Here is a 21,100-nt window from a genome sequence, read left to right as displayed (position 1 = left end):
ATTATTGTACTGAGACATGGGGGGTTGGGGGTTTGGGATGTACAACCATATGAAAGTTTATCGGTTCACTTGAACAGCCATTCGCATTTTTAACGATCACTGTTCCCTTGTATGTGGTCGGAGTTGCGCTAATAGGTACAGCTATGACAATAGGCGTTACGGGTAATGTTGAATTAATAACATCCGCAAACCCCGAATTATGAGCTGGAGTATCCCAATTAATACTGTATGTTGTTGGAGAAGAAGTGGTAGACGAATATGCCAAAGATGCATTAGTTATTCCTTTGCAAGCAGTTGGTTCAGTTTCTAATGTAATTGATGGTCGGGGGTCGATTGTGATACTTATAGGATAGGTACTAGTGCAAACCCCCATGGTATTTCGTATGATAAAAGAACCATAATATGTGTTCGGGGTAACACTAGTAGGGATTGTCAGAGTAATTGGACTTGCAGGTAGATCTGCTCCAGTCACATTTGCGAGGTCAGATGTATTCCAGTTTATATCATATTTTAATGTTCCACCTGACGCTGAAATGTAAGGCAGAAGCGTGGAAGTTGTTCCTGCGCATACTGATGTAAGTTCATTAAGGGTTATTGATGGAGGTGCATAAACAGCAAGGGTGGTGGAAGTAAAATTGGAACAGTTCGTTGAATTGTTGGTTACGGTGTATGTTATTTTGGTAGTTCCAACTGCAAGAGCAACTACCAAACCACTTGATGAATTAACTGTAGCTACACTAGGATTGTCACTGCTCCATACCCCGATAGTTGGGTTTGCGTTCTTAAAAGTATCACCGGTACCAACGCAAAGGGTAGAAGGGCCAATATTTACAAATGTAGAGGGTAACGGATTAACTGTTACAATTATTGTCTCGCTTTCTGTAGACTCTAAACAACCTAATCGCTTAGCTATAACTTTGTAAGTATATGTACCAGGGGGTAATGAAGGAGGAAGTTGGTATGAGGATCCTTTGGGAGATTGTTCTATTCCGTCTTTATACCATGTGTATGTTATACATGATGAAGTTTGTGAATTGGAAATGATTAAGACTGGTGTCTGTCCAAAACATACGGATAGGTTTTTGTCGGTTAAGCCTGTTGATTGGATTATGGGCTTGGGAATAATTCTCTTTACGTCGTATATGCTTAACTTTGATAATAAATTTGCAACACCCATCATAGATATTTCTACTCTATCAAAAGATGAAGTGACTGGCATTGTTACGACGGATAATTCTGAGGAGCCTGGTAAAAGTCTTAATTTTAGGAAGTTACTGTTGCTTAAAAATGCTGGGCCGGCAATAGCGTCTTTTAGATAAGGTTGTATAGTGAATGTTCCTAAGAGATCAAGATCAATTAGTCCGCTATTTCCACCTTTTAAAACGAGCCTAATAGAATCCCCAGGGACAGAAGATTTATTGAAAATAATTGTTTCAAATGTTTTACTTAATACTTGAGCTCCGGCATCCATGTAAGTGAAGGTTGGAGTTGCTGTTTCTATATCGATTGAATTCTGAGGGTTAGTTACGCTCCCTGTGATGTTTGCAAGCCCAAGTCCTGCTGTTGCTTTAACTCCGGAAAGTACATCTATTGGTTCGTCACAATTGATGTCGTTTGGGGTATCTCCCATTATGTAAGCGTGGAATAATTTTGAAGATAGACCTAAGGATAAGACGCTACTTAATCTTAAATAAACGCCACTAAAAGTCGCTGTTGGCTTAAAAGAAACTTCAAGTTCTCCGGTGCCATTTAGTAAATTAAGTAATGATGTGCTTGTGAAATATTCTACTTCACCAATTCCACTGTATCCGGCGTTCTGGCCGTCGCCTAAACTTATTAGAGGTGGCCAGCTTTTCATCTCAGTTTTTAAATCTTGAAATGTTCCAATTGACAACCCACTAACTAGTCCAATTAATTCTTTGGGTAAAGTGAACTTTACTGTCACTTCTGTATTTGCAACTATGGTTCTTTTATTAGCATGATTTCCATCGGATGTGAATTCAAGATACTGAGTTGCAGACGCAAGATTCAAAGCCGCAAGTGGGACACTTAAAGTTGAATGTCTACTAAAATTCCCATCGATTGCCAAAGAAGCATCTTGTACAGAGCCAACTAAAACTGGTAAGGTTAAAGCTCCCGTTCCTTTTTCAAGACTTCCTTGAAAATTTGCATAGATTCTGGTTTTTGCTTCACATTGCCCCTTCACCTCTCCTCCAAAAACGATCAACATCACTGTAAATAGTAATCCTAAAACTGGAGCATATGAGCGATAAAGTTTCAAAGTTATGAGCGGTAAATTAGTTTAACCTATAATATCTGTTAATAATTTTTAGGATAAAAAAGTTATCTGAATGTATGGTATAGCAAACTTATTACAGTTTTTTCAATGATTTTTGTTCATTGCATTCAGTTTTAGTTTCGTTTAGGTTATTTTTTAACAGACAAAAGTGGAAATCAATCAGAAATTTTTGCTCGTAAATAATTGTAGTACAGATTGTTTTGAAGAAGTTCTGATCTTGTTCATTTTATTCAATATTCAGACTTAAACAAAGTATTCTGTACTTACATATTCTGTTGAGCAATTTTCTTCTTAAAGTATACTAGAGGTAATGAATTTTCGTTGAAAAAGCCGAAATCTGTGTAACAATGTGAATGAAGGGCTTTCTCATAATTTTGAGATAATAAAAAGTGATAATCTTTTTCTTAATTGTCAGTTAATATGACTAGAAAATCGTACGCTTTATTGAGGGAGACTTAAGTCAAAATTGCTGCAATTTTACAGCAATTTTGACTGTTTAGCCTAAAATATTATTCAGCCGTTATCTGACCTACACACAAACTAACTGTAGTTTTATTGACAATGAGAATTTTGTTTGTTTTTAATTGTACAGAACTTTGTTCATTACCAGGTTTCCATTGGCATCGTCTGCGAAATAAAGCGTGTAGATTTTACGTGCCTGAAGGTCTGTGATATCGAGGGCGCCCAGGTTCTTTTTAGTAGAGGCATTTAGTAATTGCACAGAGAGTGTACCGGGACCTACGTATTTGTAAACCGCTTTCTGTATTTGAAATCAAATTTATGGCTGTAATTTTTTGATATTATTTACAGCCAAAAGTAGGCCCACTTTACAACTCTTCCTATGAAAAATGAGTTGAAACGGGCATAATCACATTTTAACGGTAAATTTTTGACCTGAGAATCCGTTCGATTAATTGGTGTTGATACTGATGAAGTACTTTATTTGCCAGCTTTGAGTTTTTTGGGCTTGTTTATTTGTTGATTTGTCCCAGGGTGGGTACACTCTGATTCCTCGTTTTCCTGCTTTCTTGTTGCTTGTAATGATTCCCTGGTCGATAAGAATAGATTTTGGAAAAACAAATAGTCCAAAGTTATGCTCAGTTCTTGAGCTGATTACCATGAAATCTATTTCGTCTGTTTCTTCAAAGGGCTGGGTTAAACCTTGTTCATTTCTTCTCCAAATGGCAACAAATTGGCCCACTTTTTTAGGGGTAACTTTAGAGACCCTAAATTCAATAGTTTTTCCTGGTAGTTTAAAACTGCATGCTCCATAGTCTGCACTTTCTCTTGCGCTTAGCTCTAGAAGCTCAATACCATATTTGGCGTGCAGTTCTTTTCCTGCCTCATAAAAGTCTTCATGAAAAATTTTTGATGTAGTGTGCTCCTCCAAGATCAATGTATTAGTCTACAAATTTAAACTTCTGCCTTGAATTATTGTTGTAGAAGGGTAAGATGTTGTGGGCGGCACCTAAATGGTTTGCTATTAGGCTATTAGATTTGTATTTATAACAGCTTAATCTTATATTTAATAAAAGTGCGGGTATGTTCTGTTTTTTATGTACCATTTGAGATTAAAGGAGCGGGTGTTTGCTTTTATTTTAGAATACTAACTTAAAACTATAAACATGAATTTAATTGAAATGATAAAGAATGAAATAGGCAGTGATGCGATTTCTTCTTTAAGTCAGAAAGCTGGCGTAACCGAAGATCAGGTTCAAACAGGGCTTTCCGCTGGCATTCCAGCCGTTTTAGCAGGTATCCTAAAGAATGGAGCCGGCGGTGATACGGGCTTTCTAGGCAAAATTTTATCCGGCGTTACCAGTTCTGGTGCCGACAGTAATCCTGCAGATTTATTAAATGATGATAAGGATTCTTTATTGGAGAAAGGCAAATCATTGCTGGGTGGCTTATTTGGTGGCGATACCGGAGCAGTAACTGATGCAGTTTCCTCTTCAAGTGGTTTAAGCGGTGCAAAAACTACAGGTTTGCTGGCCATGATTGTTCCACTAATTACAGGTTATATTTCTAAGTTAATGGCCAGTAAAGGATGGAGTATTTCTGATTTAATAAGCAAAATCTTTGAAAGCAAATCGGATATCGCTGCCGCACTACCAACTGGTTTAGGTGACTCTTTAGGTTTGGCCAGCATTAATATTCCAAAAGTAGATATACCGAAGGTAGATATACCAAAAGTGAATATTCCAAATGAGGTGAAATTGCCAAAAACAAACTATGCGGATATAGAAAGACCTAAAGCGGGTGGTAGCTTTTTAAAATGGTTAATACCGTTGCTTGTTATTTTGCTAGGGGCATGGTGGATTATGGGCAAATCTGGATGTAATAAAACAGAAATGACCAATGTTACTGATTCTTTATCGGCTAATGTTGACTCTGCTGGTACAGCGATAGATTCTGCTGCCGATGCCGCGGTATCAACTGTAGCAGGTAAATTAAATGAGGCAGGGGATTTTGTGAAGGATCTGGGTGCTAAAATCAGTAAGAAACTACCTGATGGTACTGATCTTAGTATCGCTGAGAATTCTGTAGAGAACAGCCTGATTTCATTTATTGAAGATACGAATAAGCCGGTTGATAAAACCACCTGGTTTACGTTTGACAGGCTGTATTTTGAGACTGGAAAAAGTACTTTAAAAGCAGAATCTCAGGAACAACTAAAAAATATAGCTGCAATTTTAAAAGCTTATCCAAATGTGCAGCTAAAAATGGGAGGCTATACCGATAATACAGGCGATGCCGCTGTAAATCAGACGATATCCAATGAACGAGCGAATACTGCAATGCAGGCGTTGGTTAAATTGGGAGTAGACGCTAAGCGTTTATCTGCCGAAGGTTATGGCCAGGAACATCCGGTAGCGAGCAATGATACTCCAGAAGGCAGGGCCCAAAATCGTCGTATTGATGTGCGTGTAACGCAAAAGTAAAGTATAATTTGATGCAATAAAAAGACCCGATTGAATTTTCAATCGGGTCTTTTTTGCTTTCTATTCTTCTTATAAAGATTCTATTGTTGCTTTAATTGTTTTCTCTAAAGCACGCTGTATGGATTCTTTGTATGCAATGAAATTAGCCTGGCGAGTTTCGTCTGAATCGCTCTCTCTAAGAGACCTTTTTCCAGTTTTTACTTCCTGTAATTCATTGTTGTATAGATCACTAAATGTTTCTGGTTCTTTGTTTTTAAGTATCCTTACCGTATGCGAGTACTGCTCGTGAATATCGATTAGAATTGCTAAATTCTTCTCGTCATAAATGCTTATGCCGACTATTTTTGTTGATAGCTTTTCAAGCTTTCCTCTTTCTTTTGCGTAACCCATAATTGCTGCAATATACCAGTTCTGGTTCAGAATTATACTATAGGTGAAAATGAGTGTTAGGCTTATAACAAAAATTCATGGATATTATCTGGGGTAATTATTTTAGTTTCTGTGTCCTTGTAAGCGTTTAAGAATGTTTTAGGGAAATTACTTTTAGTTTTTACATTCCACTTTATTTCATAAGCTTTCATTAAGCCATTACGTTCTTCAATATAATCAATTTCTTGTTGTGCATGTGTACGCCAGAAATACTGATTGCAATTAATTTGCTCGTAGGCAAGGAATTTAACACGTTCACTAACTATAAAGTTTTCCCAAAGGGCTCCTATATCCTGACGTAGGACAGCTGGGCTAAATTGATTAATAACTGCATTTCGAAGACCGTTGTCATAAAAATAAAATTTGCGACTCTTTTTTAATTCATTACGCAGATTACGACTTAATGAGTAAGTCTAAATATAATAAAAGATTTTTCTAATAAGTTAATAAATTTCTCGGTAGTTTGGTTATCTAAACCGGTTAACTGCCCTAATTCATTATAAGACACTTCACTGCCAATTTGAAAAGCAAGGACCTGCACTAGCTTCTCCATTTTATCCGGCTTTTGGATTCTTTCCCACGCAAGAATGTCTTTATATAGATAGCTACTGGAGAGTTGTTTTAAGCGAGATTCCTCTTCTCCCGGATTGTTAACAATTTCCGGATAATATCCATAAATTAATCTATGATTTAGTAACCGTTTTTCTTCGAGAAGACCGTGGTGGTTAACCATTTCGGAGGATGAAAACGGATATAAATTATATTCCCATTTACGACCAGTTAATGGCTCATTAATACTTAGTTCAAATGCAGAGGAACCTGTAGCGATTACTTTTACTTCTTTAACTTGATCAACAATTAGTTTTATACAAAGGCCAATGTTTTCTATTCGTTGAGCTTCATCAATAACTAATGTTCTCGCCTTGCCAATTAAGGATCTTAAAAGACTTGATGTTGGATTAGCCAATAAAGCACGAATATCTGCATCATCACCATTCCACCATAATGCGTCAGGTTTAAAATCGGAAGGCAGTTGGTGCAATAAAGTACTTTTACCAACCTGACGAGGGCCAAGTAGTATGATGGCTTTTTCATCGCCTAAGTGGTGTTTGATTGATACTGTTGCTGCTCTTGAAATCATTAAAATTGCGATTATAATCGCAAAATTTATATTTTCAATGACGAATTAAAAATATATTTTGTATCTAAAAAAGGATTAAGATCAAGATAATGTCGGCAATTTGACAATTGAACATCAAGAGTTTATAATTCTCTTTTTATCTTTGAACCCTAATATTTTACCAATGAAAACCACTAAATTACTAACCCTCAATATACTGTTGCTCTTTAGTTTGTTAATAACAGCCATAGTGACCCCTGCATATGCTCAAGCAGTTGATAAAAATGATCCTTCACCTTTAAAATTTCCAACTCCAAAAGGAATTGCCAATCAACTTTTTTATCTGCAGAGAGACCCTAACACCAACACAATCATCTGTGAATTAAATGCAGATAAAAATGGACAGGTTGACAGAAAAGAGCCGATTCTTGTGTATTGGATCCGTTATGGAGATGAGGGGGAGAAAAAGGATTTAAGCTACATCCAAAAGAAATTTGCATATGGTATTCAAACCAAAGAGATAGGGAAAGATCACTATGAGCTAAGGTTTGTTTCGCATAAAAAACTGCCGATGTATTTGCTGAAATCTGAGCACGACAAGAAGTTCCATGTTTATGTAACGGTTAATAACAAAAAGATTCAGCTCGACAGGATTTTTGTGAGGATTGAAGGCGGTTCTTTTTGGTTGCCAAATGTTAAATATGTGGAGCTAAAAGGTGTAAATACCGAAAACAATGCTGCGGTTTTAGAAAGAATTAAAGTTTAGCTGCTCTTTAAGCTGTATTTTCCTACTTCCGATCCATCGTCTTTAAGCATAACCAAATCAAGTGTTTTACTGTTGGCTTTTATTTTTATAAGCGTACGTTTTCCTTCTTGCGGTCCGCCGCCTATGATAACAGGGTAGGGGTGTTCTGCAGATGGTGGCCAAACGCCATAGGTATGTGTATGTCCGGAAATTACGATGTCTACCTTGTACTTTTTAAACAACGGCGCAAAGAGTTCTCTGCAATGCATTGGCCCATGCCAGTCGCCGGAATGATATAGCGGAATATGCATCATAACCACACGGAATTTCGCCTTTTTATAAGCGCTTGATTTCATGATTTCTTCGAGCCATTTAGCCTGTTCTTTACGGTAGCCGTCAAAATCTACTATTCCGGCATAAACCGGATGATCATCAGGCTTATCCTCACCGGTATCTAATACAATATTGAAAACAGGACCCCATTGGTAAGCAAAATATCCTTTGTCGTCTTTAGTAGAAAAATAGTCTTTTAGTTCACGAGAGAACTTTCCTCTGGTTTCGTGATTACCGCGAACGAACATAAACGGTTTTGTACTTGCAAATACATCTGTAGATGGATTAAGCATGTGGTCTATGATCTGTTGTTCGTCTTTCTGGAAGTCAAAAATATCACCGTTGAAAAATACGTAATCGTAATCCTCGTTGTTTAATTTTAGCAGATGTGGGATTGATGCCGGACGATCATGAATATCGTTTAATATAAGCCATGAAACTGCCTCAGGATTTGCTTTTGGTGTGCTAAATGAATAGGTCTTACTAAAGATGGTTTCTCCGTATTTTAAAGAATAGGGTTGAAAATCTGTAATTTCCTTAGACAATACACGGTAACTGTATTTTGTATCTGGCTTTAGGTCTTTTAATTTAACAAAGTTTATTCTGTTGTGGGCATCAACCAGGCCGTCGGTTACATTATGGGCCTTTAGGTTTAGATTATTCCCTTCGCCGTATTCAATCCAGCTGTAACACAGTTTGTTGGTAACCCACCTTATGGTCATGCCGTCTGCCGAAGGTAATTGCAGATAGGGTTTTGTTAAAAAGGTATGCCCGTCTTCTGGGATAGCGGTAAAGGATTTAAGTACCTCGGCGGAGCTACTGCCTGGTAAAAAGGCAGCTAATGAACCTAGTATTCCTGCTTTTGATACATTGCCCAGAAACTGACGACGGGGTAATGCATTCATTTCTTTTTCCATAACAAATAAGGAGTATTTTAGTAGCAAGATACTAAATTGGAATATTTCTGTTTTGTAACATACTTGTATTTTTTGGGGAATTGAAAATACAAAGAAGTGGCAATGACATCATACGATAATACACGCCGTCATCGATAGGAGAGATGGCGACGTTTGAGCAATAAAAAGGGGCAAATACTTAGTATTTGCCCCTTTTTATTGCTCAATGACTTTACTAGCTATCTAACAGGCTTGCTGCATCATCATCTAGAAACCATGTTACACTACCATCAACAGGGTTGATTAATTGTGAAGGATACAATTTTGTATTCTTTTTTGGAGCTTCGATAACGTGTTTTACAGCTTCTGCTTTAGTCTCACCAAAAACAAGGAAAGCAATGTTTTTAGCTTTGTTAATTAGCGGCGCAGTAAAGCTGATTCTGTACGTAGAAAGTTTTTCTACGAATACTGAATCTACTTCTACTTCCTTGTTATCAAGAATAGATGTTCCAGGGAACAACGAAGCAGTATGTGCATCATCGCCCATTCCAAGAAGGATCAGGTCAAAAATGATATCTGCACCATTAAAATGTGCAGATATCGCTTTGTTATACTCAATTGCAGCCTTTTCAGGAGCAAGGGTAGTATCTACATAAAATATATGGTCTTTGGCAATATTCAAAGGATCTAGTATTGCTCTTTTAGCCATTAAGCCGTTATAACTTTCGTGGCTTGGCAATACATTGCGCTCATCGCCAAAGAAGAAATATACTTTAGACCAATCAATTTTATCGCGATAAGTGGTAGCTAGTAATTCGTATAAAGCTTTAGGTGAGTTTCCACCGGTTAATACAAAATTAAAGCAATCGTTTTCTGCAATTGATTGATTGGCAATGGTTATTATATATTCTATCAGATCCTCAAATAATTCGCTTTGAGTTTTATAAATTAATAAATTCATTATTCTTTATTTAGTGGTAATGCAAACCAGTGGAAGCCATCTCTGGCAATCAGCGCTTCGGCGTCTTCTGGTCCCCATGAATCTGCAGTGTAATTGGGGAAGCTTAAAGATTTTTTGCTTTCCCATGCGTTAACAACCGGCATTAACAATTCCCAAGCAGCTTCTACCTGATCGGCACGCATAAACTGAGTCTGATCGCCTGTCATAACGTCTAATAGAAGCGTCTCGTAAGCCTCAGGTGTTTCTGAGCTATAGGTTCCTTTGTAGTCAAATACCATGTCAACAGGGTTTAATACCATGTCTAATCCTGGCCTTTTACCTTGTACCTGCAAACGGATACTCATTTCAGGTTGAATACTGATGATCAATCTGTTTTGTTGCCAGTGCTCAGTTACTCCAGAAGGGAAGATATGATGTGGTACATCTTTAAACTGAATGGTAATTAATGAAGATGTTTGGAACAGACGTTTTCCGGTACGTACGTAAAACGGAATTCCCTGCCATCTCCAGTTGTCTACAAAAAACTTAATTGCAGCAAAGGTTTCAGTGTTGGAATTGGCATCTACGCCAGTTTCGTGTCTGTATCCCGGTACTTCCTTGCCTTCTACCCATCCTTTGGTATACTGACCTCTAACTGTGCTGAAACGAATATCTTCAGGGCTAAACGGACGCATTGCTTTTAATACATCAACCTTTTTGTTTCTGATCTCATCTGCATCAAAGTTTACCGGTGTTTCCATGCCAATTAAACAAAGTAGTTGAAGCAGGTGGTTCTGAATCATGTCTCTTAATGCACCAGCACCTTCGTAATAGCCCCCTCTATCGCCAACGCCAAGTTGCTCCGTTACAGAAATTTGAATGTGATCGATATAAGTACGGTTCCAAAGTGGCTCAAGGAATGAGTTTGCAAAACGGAAAGCCATTATGTTCTGCACGGTTTCTTTACCCAGGTAATGATCTATACGATAGATCTGTTTCTCGGTAAATATGCCGGTAAGAATACAATTTAGTTCTTTAGCGGTTTCAAGATCCCTTCCGAAAGGTTTTTCGATTACAATACGGCAGTTGTCTTCAGTTCCTGCCAATCCATAATCTGACAGGCACTTAGCGATAAGAGGAAACAAGTTTGGCGCTACAGCAAGGTAGTAGATAACCTGTGTTTTGGGACCAAATTCTTTCTGAAGTTTCTCTATGCTTTTTTTAAGTAAACCGAAGCTTTCAGGTGTCTCTACATCAACAGAATTATAAATAACATTTTCTGCAAATTTGTTCCACTTTTCCTGCTTTACTTTTCCTGATCTTGAGAATTTGTTTACTCCATCCATTAGATTCTCTCTGAATTTTTCATCAGTAAGTGGCCTACGGGCAGTTCCGATAATGGCATACTTTTCAGGCATGTAGCCGTCTGTGTATAAGTTGTAAAGAGCGGGCGCAAGTTTTCGCAAATTTAAGTCACCGGTACCGCCAAAAATTACTACTATGGTTGGGTTAACGTTGAGGCTAGTTTTCATTAGAATGTTATTATGTGCAGTGTAGGTTGTGATTTAGTTAATTGTTCTCGTTCCAATCGGCATGGAAAATACCTTCTTCATCAATGCGTTCAAAAGTATGCGCGCCAAAGAAGTCTCTCTGTGCCTGGGTTAGGTTTAGTGGTGATTTATCCGTTCTAAGGGAATCATAATAGGTAAGGGCAGAGGCGAAGCAAGGAATTGCAATACCATTGTTTAATGCTGTTATCACAACATTTCTTGTGCCCGGGATAATTTCTTTTAACTGATTTTGGATGCTCTCGTCTGAATATAAATGCGGTAGCTCCGGTTGTTTTTTGTAAGCCTGATAAATGTCTTCAAGTAATACCGCGCGGATAATACATCCGCCACGCCAGATTTGAGAAATTTCTTTCAGGTTTAGCTCATATTTGAATTCTGCAGAGGCTTGCTCCAACAAATGAAGTCCCTGAGCGTAAGAGGTAATCATAGCAAAATAAAGCGCTTGCTCTAGTTGTACTTCGAATGCAGCTGCATCTTCAACTTTAATTTGCTGATGCGGTAATGCTTGTGATAGTGCAACACGGAGTGTTTTGAATTTTGACAAATCACGTGCGCTTACTGACTCGTTTATAGTTGGAATAGGTAACTGCAAATCCATAGAGACTTGCGACGTCCATTTTCCTGTACCTTTAGATTTTGCCTGATCTTTGATGACATCAATTAGGTAGCTTCCGGTTTTTTTATCTTTAACTTTAAAAATGTCGCGGGTTACTTCCAGTAGGAAAGATTTTAACCTGCCATTGTTCCATTTTTCAAATGTGTTGTATATCTGCTCATTGTTATAGCCAAGTACGTTCTTTAAAAGGTCGTAAGTTTCGGCAAGAATTTGCATCATTGAATACTCAATACCATTGTGAACCATTTTCACAAAGTGACCGGAAGCACCGGGGCCAATGTACGCTACGCAAGGATCGCCGTTAACTTTTGCAGAAACAGCCTCAAGAATAGGTTTTACAGCATTGTAAGCCGCTTTATCCCCGCCTGGCATCATGCTTGGTCCGAAACGGGCACCTTCTTCGCCACCAGATATACCCATTCCAAAGAAGTGGATGCCCTGGTCTGAAAGCTCTATTGCTCTTCTGCTTGTGTCAGTAAAGTGAGAGTTTCCGCTGTCGATGATCATATCACCTTTATCAAGCAAAGGAACAAGTTCCTGAATTACGCTGTCAACAATTTTCCCAGCAGGTACTAAAAGCATAATCCTTCTTGGAAGTTCAAGGCTTTGTATAAAATCCTCTAATGACTCAAATCCTTTTAAGTTATGGGCCTTACCATCTTCTTCAAGCTTTTTAAGCATGCGGGCATCCTTATCATAGCCTGTAACCTGAAAGCCATTATCGGCCATATTAAGCAATAAATTTCGGCCCATGGTTCCGAGGCCAATCATTCCTAAAGTGTATTTATTCTTCATTATTTTATTTGTCGTTAGGGCGGGTTGTGTATACGTGATATTTTTCGGCAACTTCCCAAAGTTTAGCACCGCCTTTGATGCCGTCTTTGTTGGTTACCAGGTGAATGTTATGATCAAGCTCAAAGGTAATGTGCTTGGAATTTCCACCACCAATGTATAATGTGTCGTAATTGAATACTGTTTTATAGATTTGGATGATACGTTCTAAACGTTCGTTCCAGTCTTTCTTTCCAATTTTCTCAAAAGCTTTGGTTCCTATGTAATCATCATAGTCCTTTGTTTTTGATACCGGTAGATGAGCAAGTTCAAAATGGGGGAGTAGTTCGCCATCAAATACAAGTGCAGTACCAAAACCGGTACCTACTGTGAATACAATTTCGAAACCGATACCACTTACAATTCCAAGTGCTTGTTGGTCGGCATCATTAATAAGTCGGACAGGTCTGTTAAATAAATTACTTACTTGTTGAGCAAGGTTAACATTGGTCCATTTATTTTTGGCCAGGTTTGGAGCTGTTTCTACTTTACCACATTTAACGTATCCGGGAAAACCGATTGATATCCTGTCGAAATCGTCTTCGAGCGATGATGCCAATTCCTTGACGGTTTTAATAACTTCTTCGGGTGTTGAATTTTTTGGGGTAGGCAGTTTTTTGAATTCAGAGAGCAGGTCTCCTTTTGAACTTAATATACAGGCTTTAATACTGGTACCGCCTATATCTATCGATAAAATGTTGTTTCCGCTTTCTTTTTTTTGCTTAACTGGCATATCTGTTTTGTGTAAGGGGCCTGCTTTTATAATATAGTTCAAAATAACAAATTTTCATTCATTAAAAAGGACATGTTTATGTATTTATATTTTAATAATTACTACAAGGTGATAATTGTAGCTTAGATGGAAAAATATTGAATACTCCTTATATATAATAGACGCTTAAATAAATCTTTACTACGATAACGTTGTAGTATGGGTTTCTGGGCTAATTAGGGCTTATTTGGCAATCGAATGCACTTATGTCATTTTGTGTAAAAAAAATGATGTAAAAGATTTGGAATTTAAATTTTCTTTCGTATTATTGTTATAGATAATCGATTTAGCACCATAAGTCATTGTCGGGAAACCAAATACTAACCTAATAAGCCAAACTATGAATCAAACTTTTACTAAAAAGCTATGTAGTGAGTTCTCACGGCATAATCGCAATTTTTTTCTTGGGCATAACATGCCATTTTTAAATGCTGAAGCTAGGCTGTGCAATCTAACGATTGTAGAGATCCCTAGCTAAATCGTTTTAAAAATATTTTAAATTATTTACTTGTTGCTGTTCAGTCTGCTCGATTGGCAGGCGATCTGGCATGCGTGTATCTAAAATTTAATCTATTAATTTCTATAAAATCAAATTAAAAAAGGTTTTCAATCAGTTAATACTTAATTATCTGTTATGCGCTTTATTGCAAATATAACTTTCCTGGGTTTGTTGTGTTCATCAACATGTTCTTTTGGTAGTGCCGCTAGGTCTGCCTGTGTGTCGGATATTTCTTCTTTCAAGATGAGCTTCCAACAACAGACTGATTCTGCTGAAGAGGATTCTGCCAAACTTAAAGTAGACACTACACGCTTCCAGCCTAAGTCCAAGAGGACCGTTTTTTCGGCTTTAGAATCTAAAGGAAATGATGTCGATCCTAAAAAGCTCGCCATTTTTCCTGCGATTACATTACAGCAGTATTTAAAAGGTGAGGCTGCTGGTCTTTATGTTCAGGAATCATCTGGTGAGCCAGGTACGGTTCAGAACATGTTTATCCGCGGAACATCACAACCGCTTGTATCGCCACGTGAACAATTTGCTACGCAACCGCTAGTTGTTCTCGATGGGATACCGTTAGTTGGTGAGCATCCTTTTGCTTACGACATCCAACAATTTAAATTTGACAGAATAGGTCCGGCGACAAATAGCCTTTCCAATATCAACATGGATAATATAGAGTCTGTTCAGATATTGAAGGATCTTGGTGCTACATCTGTTTACGGACCAAAAGGAGTTAACGGCGTAATTTTGCTCACAAGCAAAAAGAACTCGACGGTTAGAAAAATAAACTTCGAGTCATATATAGGTTTAGCCCAGCCTAGTGCAGTAACTACTATAAACGGTAAGTTCGAGAATGACTTTAGAAGACAATTCTACGACAAGTATACCGCCAATGGAAGTTATTCTGGTGTTGATTCTTACCCACTTTATCTAAGTGATTCATTAAACAATGACTTTTACGGGCCTGCCGACTGGAACGACTTGTATTATGGTAATGCCTTGTCTTATTCAGTAAATGCCGGGATTTCGGGGGGTAGCGAAAGAGCTAACTTCCGTTTTGGCGTTGGGACCACCACAAGTGGAGGAGTAGCTGATAACACTGGTGCTGATCGTTATACTACTCGTTTTCAAATTAACATGAGACCAACTGATTGGATGTCATTCACAGCTATTATTAATGCTAATCGTGTTGATCGTCAGAGAAATAAAAATGTAAGAGACAGGCTTTCTCAGGTAAATTACATACCGGATTTGAGTTCGCCAATTGCTCCCAATAGTGTGAAGTACCAAAATTATCTGGATCAATTTGATAAAGGTTTCGATAATAACAGATCTAATATCGTAGAGGGATTGGTAAAACTAGGTATAGATTTGGGTGGATTTAAATTCAATTCAGTATTTGGAGTTGATAACAATGAGGGATATAGAGATATATTCTTTCCAAGAACTTTGCTGCAAACAACAAACTATGCTTCAAACTATTATGGTTTTAGTAGAAGAGTGATGTTTGATAATACGGCTACTTACGATTTGAAAGTAAACGATGTGCATTCACTTAATTTTGCTGTTGGTTCGTCATTTCAGTACGATACCTATAAGTATAACTATGCTTACGCTTATAAAGGATCCAATGATTTTATAAAACTGAATTTATTACGAAGTGATCCAAACAGAGATGATTATTTGGAGCCTTTTGTATTTAAAAGAGAGCTCGTTTGGAAATTTTTGGATAAAACCAGAAATAATATGATTTCATTTACCGGAAAAGCGAGTTATAACTATAACGATGTTTATACCTTTTCTGCTATGTTACGCGCTGATGGATCATCTAATCAGCAGCCAACTAACCGTTGGTTCTATTCACCAATATTCTCGGCAAACTGGAACATGAAAAAGGATTTTCTTGAGAAGAATGATCTAGTTTCAGATTTGAATTTACGTGCAAGTGTAGGACGTATGGGGAGGGCAGAGCAATTTGATAATTATGCTCAAGGACCTCAGTATACTGCGTTTATTGGTTTTACAGGCAACTTAATTGCTCCTGGTTATAATGGTTTTGGTACATTAACAAGACCTTATAATGCGGGTGCCATTCCTTACGGTTTAGAATGGGCATATCAGGATCAGCTAAACGTTGGTGTTGATGTTGCATTTCTAAAAAACAGAATCAGAGCTTCGGTTGATGTGTATTCCAAAGAGGATAAGAATCAATTGTTAGGCGTGCCAGGTGCTGCAGAATACGGATATAACACGATTGTTAGAAACGGAATGTCTATTGCAAACTCTGGTATTGATGCTGCAATTAGTGCTGATATCTTGCCTTCAACAAATAAGGTGTCGTGGACTTCTTCACTTAACCTGAATTTCAATAAAAACAAATTGAAAGCATTGCCTGGAGGTTTATCTGAATTAATTGTTGGCGACAGACTTTTAAAAGTTGGTGAATCTGTAGATAGTTACTGGCTATTAACAAATCAAGGGATCTTTAATACAGATGCTGAAGTTCCTGTAGGTGCTAATGGCGAAAAAATGAGCTACAATGCCATCACTTTAAAAGCAGGCGACCCTATCTGGAAAGACCTTAATGGAGATAATATTATAAGTAATAAAGACAGGACTTTAATGGGCCATGCCCTTCCGGTTGTTTCTGGTGGATTTAACAATGATTTTGGTTATAAAAACTGGACGTTAAGTGTAAACATGTACTTCAATCTAGGAAGGGATTTAATAAATCAGGAAATGGCTAACCGTTTTGATTTTGTTAATCGCGAAGGTTTGAATAACATCAACTCAGTCAGAGAGGTTACTTATTGGGAGAAAAGAGGAGATTACTCAAAATATCCTTTATATAATCCATGGAGCTCATCGGCACCTTATCAGGTGAATCAGGATTTATTCCTTGAAGATGCGTCATTCTTAAAGTTAAGAACATTGTCATTAGGTTATGATCTAACCCAAATGATGAAAAAGAAACTGCCAAGGCTAGAGAGATTTTATGTTTATGGTAGTGTGTATAATGTTTTCACCCTTACTAAATATACAGGACAAGATCCTGAACTGGTAAACTATACTGGTTACGATACAGGATATGGAATGCAAATTCCCAGAACGTATATGCTGGGTGTTAAAATGGATTTTTAATTCAATATCACACATAAACTAATAATATTAAATACCATTTAAAATAGACGAAATGAAAAAAATAGTTTTGCTGAGTCTTATCTTTTTTACCCTGATAGCAGGTGGCTGTAAAAAAGCATTAGATATAAACTCAACCCGTGTGGTAAACGAAGAGAACTCCTGGAATAATCTGGAAGATTCCAGAGCCAAATTACTTGGAGTATACGGGTTAACCAGGGCAGCCTTAGCAGATAACAACGGGCATTGGATATATGGAGATGTTCGTATGGGCAACTTTGATAGTCCGATTCGCCAGGATTTAAAAGCAATTATAAGAAATGACCTGAAAGCTTCTTATCCTGTTGTTGAGGAACTTTCAAATTGGAGAAGATTCTATGCAATAGTAAATGCAGCAAATATTTTCCTTGAGCGTATTCACGAGGTTAAAGAAAAAGATGCAAGGTATACAGATAACAATATGACTGTAGATGTGGCGCAAATAAGATTTTTGCGTGCATTTGCTTATTTCTATATGGTGAGAATTTGGGGTGATGTACCTTTTATTACTTCTTCGCGTGATGGTAGTTTTGAGAATGTAAAAAGGGCTGATCGTAATGCGATTCTGGAATTTGTTCAGGCGGAAATGGTTGCTGCAGCTGAGCTTTTACCATACAGGTATAGTATGAATGATATTCAGCAACCAGGTCAATACTATAATGAAGGAGATGGAAGATGGAATGGAACATTAGTTAGAAAGTTAAGTGCTTATGCAGTTCTGGCTCAGGTAGCTGCATGGCAAGGAAAATATGCAGATGTAACGGTATATACCAAAATAGTACTTGATAATTTCCCAAAAGCAGCGATGGGTTATTCTACTACTGATTACCTTACTAACCGTCGTGGAATTTTCTACGATAAAAATAACAATCAGCTTTTTGCTTTTGGTTTTATCTTCGGTCATCAGGATGCTACATTTGTTGGGAACATAGAGTCGTTAACTTTAGCTGAACCAATTGTAAACAAAAACCTACCGGACATTTTTGTTCCAAAAGATTCCATTTTATCAATATTTAGAGAGCCTAATGACGGAAGGTTTAACATTGATAGTACTGGTGTTACGCACTCTCAGCTTTACTTCACTAATTTCTTAGGTAAGTACCCGATTTTTAGCAAGATAAAATGTATGCAAGATGGATCGAGTGATCCAACTTTCAGAATCTTTTCAAGCGCTGTACTTTTTACAAGGCTGGAAGATGTGACCTTATTAAGGGCAGAGGCGCTTGCGGTTTTGGGTGAGAGACAAGGAGCTATTGACGCACTTAATATTGTCCGCACATTTAGATATAATGTTGATAACGCAGGTGCAGTAATTAGTACCTACGTCCCATATTCTGCTGAGCGAAACGGAAATCTTATCAATGCCATTTTTAATGAGCGTAATAAAGAGTTTATGGGCGAAGGTTATAGATGGTACGATTTAGTTAGGTATCACAAAATCGTACAGCGGGATCCTAAATTTACGCAGTTGATCAATTCGGGCGGCATTTACTGGCCTATAGCACAGTCTCTTCTTGATCAGAACCCTGAATTGGTACAAAACTCTTATTGGAAATAACTAAACAGTAACAGATATGAAAAAATTAAATTTATATAGTAGATATTTAGTCGCATTCTTGTTTAGTGCCATTATATTTCAAATGGGCTGTACAAAAGAAAAAGGCTATCATGATATCCAGAACATTAATTCGGGTACCAATTTAGATATCTATGATTACCTAAAAAGTAAACCGGGTGTTTACGATTCATTGTTATTGGTAATCGATAAACTAAAGATGGAAGGAACACTCAGAGATAGTGCGATAACTTTATTTGCAGTTTCCAATTCGAGTTTCCAGATCGCACTTAAAAACTTAAACGACGCCAGAAGAGCGAATGGAAAGAGAGCTATATTTTTATCAGAACTGGCTTCTGGAAAAGTTCTTATTCCTTCTGAGGAAGAGAAAATTAAAAATGATAGTTCCCACCTGGATACTATGGTTTCCAGATATATTATAAAGGGACTTTTTAAATCAACAGATTTTTCCGTTGGCGATGGTCGTGAGCTTTTTAGTATTCGCGGAGATTATCCTATGCATGGGAAACGTCAATATGCTGATGCCCAGGGGATGCAAAACGGAGGACCAGAAGTTATTGAGTTTGCCAATACCAAAAGAAGTGTATTTACACCGAACTGGGCTTTTTCATATACCAGTTCAGTTAACATCCAGGCAAAAAACGGGATAATTCATTTGGTGCAGCCTGATCACGTATTTGGTTACGATGAATTTGTAAGACGACTTACATTTATCCCACCGCCGACCAACTTGTTTAATACCGTGCTCGGAGCTAAATATGTACAATTTACTAATCCTGATTATAAAGATGGAACGGTAAACCCTGGAGAGAAATTTGAAAAAATATATGATGGTAATTCATTAACCAAATTTATCACCCACTTTAATAATCAAAACCCGGCAGTGAAACCTATATATTTTGTTTGGGCGCCTATTGAACCAACGGTATCTAATGTTTACACGTTTACCACGGCAAATGATTCACAACAATATCCTCGTAACCCTACATCATGGAGATTAGAAGCTTCTCACGACAATAGCAATTGGGTTATACTTGATACCAGACAGGATATGAAGTTTGAGGCTGACTTCCAGACTAAAATCTATGATTTTAAAAATGAAGTCGCTTATGAGTTTTATCGTGTCGTGATCCTGACGAACGCTGGGGATGATTTATTCCAGTTGTCTGAGTGGACAATGAACTTCAGAAAAGTTTACGAATAAAATGAGAGACATATTTAAATTGACAAATGTTATGCACAACATATTAAAATATAAAGTAGTTCTGTTTTTGACCTTAATGATTGCTTTTTCGGGATGTAGGAAGATATTTGATCTGCCTGATGAGAAAAATTATCTAAGTACGAAAGCGGCGTATGTAATGCTTGAATTCCCCCCAATCATGGGTAGAGTAAATTTATTTCAGGGCGTTTTTAATCCTGATAATTCATCATTCCCTATGACCTTTGAAATTATAAATCCAAGGTTCGGTGATGGAAGATCAGCAGAGGATATGCTGGCAAAAAGGCCGGTATTGGTATGGACTTCTGAATATACCGGAAAGGAAAAGAGCGTAGCCGAAATTGAGGCAAAAAGAAAAATTGAGGAGCGCCCGATAGTTGAGGTAAGACCATCTGGCGATATAATTGTTTGGGAATCAGCAACTAGTAAGATTTTTAAACCAAGAGATTCAGTTATGTTTCCTCAGGATATCAGGTATTTTGATGTGAAAGTTAAGAATTCAGGAGGTACCAGGATCATGAAAAACTTGTCTATCATCCCTTGGTTAGAAAGGCCATATTGGCCGGAGGCAGACTTCAATAGATATAATGGCAAGCCAAATACGACCACTCCAAACGGGACTAACCTTGAGCATATTTATCCTAATATTTATGGGATGAAAGGTGAGGGAACCAATGATGATTTGACGGCGAATGGAGGAGGATTAAAAGGAGTTGTATACACTTATATCAGAAAAGTACCTGGAGGTACCGGGAATTCATTAAGATTTAAATTTTTAGACAAAGATTCGGTTGCAATTAATCCGGCAAAGTTCAACGAAACAAAATGGGATCTGCTGGTTCATGGCTTTAACAAGGAACAAACTGATCAATATGTAAAGTACGAAGTAGCATATCCTATTCCGGTTGCCAGAATCCCAACTCGTTTTACTTCAGGAGGTGTTGAGAATTTCGGTGGCGGTTCTTCAGCACACGTTGAATTTGTTTACTCCCGCAGAGGATTTGGCGGACTCAGAGAGCAAGGTGTGATTTCGCAAGACTTCGCTATTTATGAAAAAGGCGACTGGGAGATTGTGTTTCACTTTAAAACAGTGAATCCGAAATTTGAAGATGAATAGAAATGTTAATGATAA

At 37.6% G+C, this 21,100-nt stretch carries 16 protein-coding genes; 6 read left to right on the top strand and 10 right to left on the bottom strand.

Translation table 11 applies throughout. The features are described from left to right. Position 1: 1 nt before the first annotated feature. Positions 2–2,281: an Ig-like domain-containing protein gene (locus AC6CH7_RS13715; RefSeq protein ID WP_498263279.1), complete on the bottom strand. Its 2,280-nt coding sequence runs from the start codon at positions 2,279–2,281 to the stop codon at positions 2–4. 928 nt (positions 2,282–3,209) lie between these two features. Continuing rightward, positions 3,210–3,689: a MepB family protein gene (locus tag AC6CH7_RS13710; RefSeq protein WP_498263278.1), complete on the bottom strand. Its 480-nt coding sequence runs from the start codon at positions 3,687–3,689 to the stop codon at positions 3,210–3,212. A gap of 235 nt (positions 3,690–3,924) precedes the next feature. Between AC6CH7_RS13710 and AC6CH7_RS13705 the strand changes: the two genes are divergently transcribed. Continuing rightward, positions 3,925–5,241 (top strand): OmpA family protein, encoded by a 1,317-nt coding sequence (locus tag AC6CH7_RS13705; RefSeq protein ID WP_498263277.1) that lies wholly within the window; start codon positions 3,925–3,927, stop codon positions 5,239–5,241. Between the two features lie 69 nt (positions 5,242–5,310). Here the strand turns inward: AC6CH7_RS13705 and AC6CH7_RS13700 are convergent, their stop codons facing one another. The 3 genes from AC6CH7_RS13700 to AC6CH7_RS13690 all read right to left on the bottom strand — a co-directional run bounded on the left by AC6CH7_RS13700 (position 5,311) and on the right by AC6CH7_RS13690 (position 6,811). Further along, positions 5,311–5,631 carry a hypothetical protein gene (locus tag AC6CH7_RS13700; RefSeq protein WP_048904601.1) on the bottom strand — a complete coding sequence of 107 codons (321 nt, stop codon included), beginning with the start codon at positions 5,629–5,631 and terminating at the stop codon, positions 5,311–5,313. A gap of 62 nt (positions 5,632–5,693) precedes the next feature. After that, positions 5,694–5,897 carry a DUF4143 domain-containing protein gene (locus tag AC6CH7_RS13695; RefSeq protein WP_498263443.1) on the bottom strand — a complete coding sequence of 68 codons (204 nt, stop codon included), beginning with the start codon at positions 5,895–5,897 and terminating at the stop codon, positions 5,694–5,696. A gap of 173 nt (positions 5,898–6,070) precedes the next feature. Further along, a complete protein-coding gene (locus AC6CH7_RS13690; RefSeq protein ID WP_498263276.1) occupies positions 6,071–6,811 on the bottom strand; it encodes an ATP-binding protein in 741 nt (246 codons plus the stop codon). 163 nt (positions 6,812–6,974) lie between these two features. Here AC6CH7_RS13690 and AC6CH7_RS13685 point away from each other — a divergent pair, with 163 nt between their 5' ends. Continuing rightward, positions 6,975–7,556 carry a DUF4833 domain-containing protein gene (locus AC6CH7_RS13685; protein WP_498263275.1) on the top strand — a complete coding sequence of 194 codons (582 nt, stop codon included), beginning with the start codon at positions 6,975–6,977 and terminating at the stop codon, positions 7,554–7,556. Here AC6CH7_RS13685 and AC6CH7_RS13680 read toward each other — a convergent pair. The 5 genes from AC6CH7_RS13680 to AC6CH7_RS13660 form a co-directional block, all read right to left on the bottom strand. Beyond that, positions 7,553–8,785, bottom strand: coding sequence for a purple acid phosphatase family protein (locus AC6CH7_RS13680; protein WP_498263274.1), 1,233 nt, complete (start codon positions 8,783–8,785; stop codon positions 7,553–7,555). The genes AC6CH7_RS13685 and AC6CH7_RS13680 overlap by 4 nt on opposite strands. 214 nt (positions 8,786–8,999) lie before the next feature. Next, on the bottom strand, positions 9,000–9,725 hold the full coding sequence (pgl, locus tag AC6CH7_RS13675; RefSeq protein ID WP_498263273.1) for a 6-phosphogluconolactonase: 726 nt from the start codon (positions 9,723–9,725) through the stop codon (positions 9,000–9,002). Continuing rightward, positions 9,725–11,236, bottom strand: a complete 1,512-nt coding sequence (gene zwf / locus AC6CH7_RS13670) for a glucose-6-phosphate dehydrogenase (protein WP_294869824.1) — start codon at positions 11,234–11,236, stop codon at positions 9,725–9,727. Before zwf ends, pgl begins: the two co-directional genes overlap by 1 nt. A gap of 37 nt (positions 11,237–11,273) precedes the next feature. After that, the gene (gene gnd / locus AC6CH7_RS13665; RefSeq protein WP_498263272.1) at positions 11,274–12,686 is read right to left on the bottom strand and encodes an NADP-dependent phosphogluconate dehydrogenase; all 1,413 of its coding nucleotides are present in this window, start codon (positions 12,684–12,686) and stop codon (positions 11,274–11,276) included. A 4-nt stretch (positions 12,687–12,690) separates the two neighbouring features. Further along, entirely contained in the window at positions 12,691–13,455 is a 765-nt protein-coding gene (locus AC6CH7_RS13660) for an ROK family protein (protein ID WP_498263271.1), read from the bottom strand. 781 nt (positions 13,456–14,236) lie between these two features. On the opposite strand from AC6CH7_RS13660, the gene AC6CH7_RS13655 reads away from it, so the two are divergent. The 4 genes from AC6CH7_RS13655 to AC6CH7_RS13640 are packed head-to-tail and all read left to right on the top strand — an operon-like array spanning position 14,237 to position 21,085. Continuing rightward, a complete protein-coding gene (locus AC6CH7_RS13655) occupies positions 14,237–17,134 on the top strand; it encodes a SusC/RagA family TonB-linked outer membrane protein (protein ID WP_498263270.1) in 2,898 nt (965 codons plus the stop codon). Positions 17,135–17,186: 52 nt separating this feature from the next. Further along, entirely contained in the window at positions 17,187–18,728 is a 1,542-nt protein-coding gene (locus tag AC6CH7_RS13650) for a RagB/SusD family nutrient uptake outer membrane protein (RefSeq protein ID WP_498263269.1), read from the top strand. 16 nt (positions 18,729–18,744) lie between these two features. Further along, positions 18,745–19,950, top strand: a complete 1,206-nt coding sequence (locus AC6CH7_RS13645; RefSeq protein WP_498263268.1) for a hypothetical protein — start codon at positions 18,745–18,747, stop codon at positions 19,948–19,950. 31 nt (positions 19,951–19,981) lie between these two features. Then, positions 19,982–21,085, top strand: coding sequence for a DUF5007 domain-containing protein (locus AC6CH7_RS13640; protein ID WP_498263267.1), 1,104 nt, complete (start codon positions 19,982–19,984; stop codon positions 21,083–21,085). The last annotated feature ends 15 nt before the right edge of the window (positions 21,086–21,100 follow it).

It is taken from the genome of Pedobacter sp. GQ55 (assembly GCF_059758925.1).
This window is presented reverse-complemented; position numbering and strand designations above follow the sequence as displayed.

Coding starts and splice junctions, on each gene's coding strand:
- AC6CH7_RS13650 (WP_498263269.1), top strand. CDS start 17,187: ATGAAAAAAATAGTTTTGCTGAGTCTTATCTTTTTTACCCTGATAGCA.
- AC6CH7_RS13700 (WP_048904601.1), bottom strand. CDS start 5,631: ATGGGTTACGCAAAAGAAAGAGGAAAGCTTGAAAAGCTATCAACAAAA.
- AC6CH7_RS13655 (WP_498263270.1), top strand. CDS start 14,237: ATGAGCTTCCAACAACAGACTGATTCTGCTGAAGAGGATTCTGCCAAA.
- AC6CH7_RS13680 (WP_498263274.1), bottom strand. CDS start 8,785: ATGGAAAAAGAAATGAATGCATTACCCCGTCGTCAGTTTCTGGGCAAT.
- AC6CH7_RS13685 (WP_498263275.1), top strand. CDS start 6,975: ATGAAAACCACTAAATTACTAACCCTCAATATACTGTTGCTCTTTAGT.
- gnd (WP_498263272.1), bottom strand. CDS start 12,686: ATGAAGAATAAATACACTTTAGGAATGATTGGCCTCGGAACCATGGGC.
- AC6CH7_RS13640 (WP_498263267.1), top strand. CDS start 19,982: ATGCACAACATATTAAAATATAAAGTAGTTCTGTTTTTGACCTTAATG.
- AC6CH7_RS13705 (WP_498263277.1), top strand. CDS start 3,925: ATGAATTTAATTGAAATGATAAAGAATGAAATAGGCAGTGATGCGATT.
- pgl (WP_498263273.1), bottom strand. CDS start 9,725: ATGAATTTATTAATTTATAAAACTCAAAGCGAATTATTTGAGGATCTG.
- AC6CH7_RS13690 (WP_498263276.1), bottom strand. CDS start 6,811: ATGATTTCAAGAGCAGCAACAGTATCAATCAAACACCACTTAGGCGAT.
- zwf (WP_294869824.1), bottom strand. CDS start 11,236: ATGAAAACTAGCCTCAACGTTAACCCAACCATAGTAGTAATTTTTGGC.
- AC6CH7_RS13660 (WP_498263271.1), bottom strand. CDS start 13,455: ATGCCAGTTAAGCAAAAAAAAGAAAGCGGAAACAACATTTTATCGATA.
- AC6CH7_RS13645 (WP_498263268.1), top strand. CDS start 18,745: ATGAAAAAATTAAATTTATATAGTAGATATTTAGTCGCATTCTTGTTT.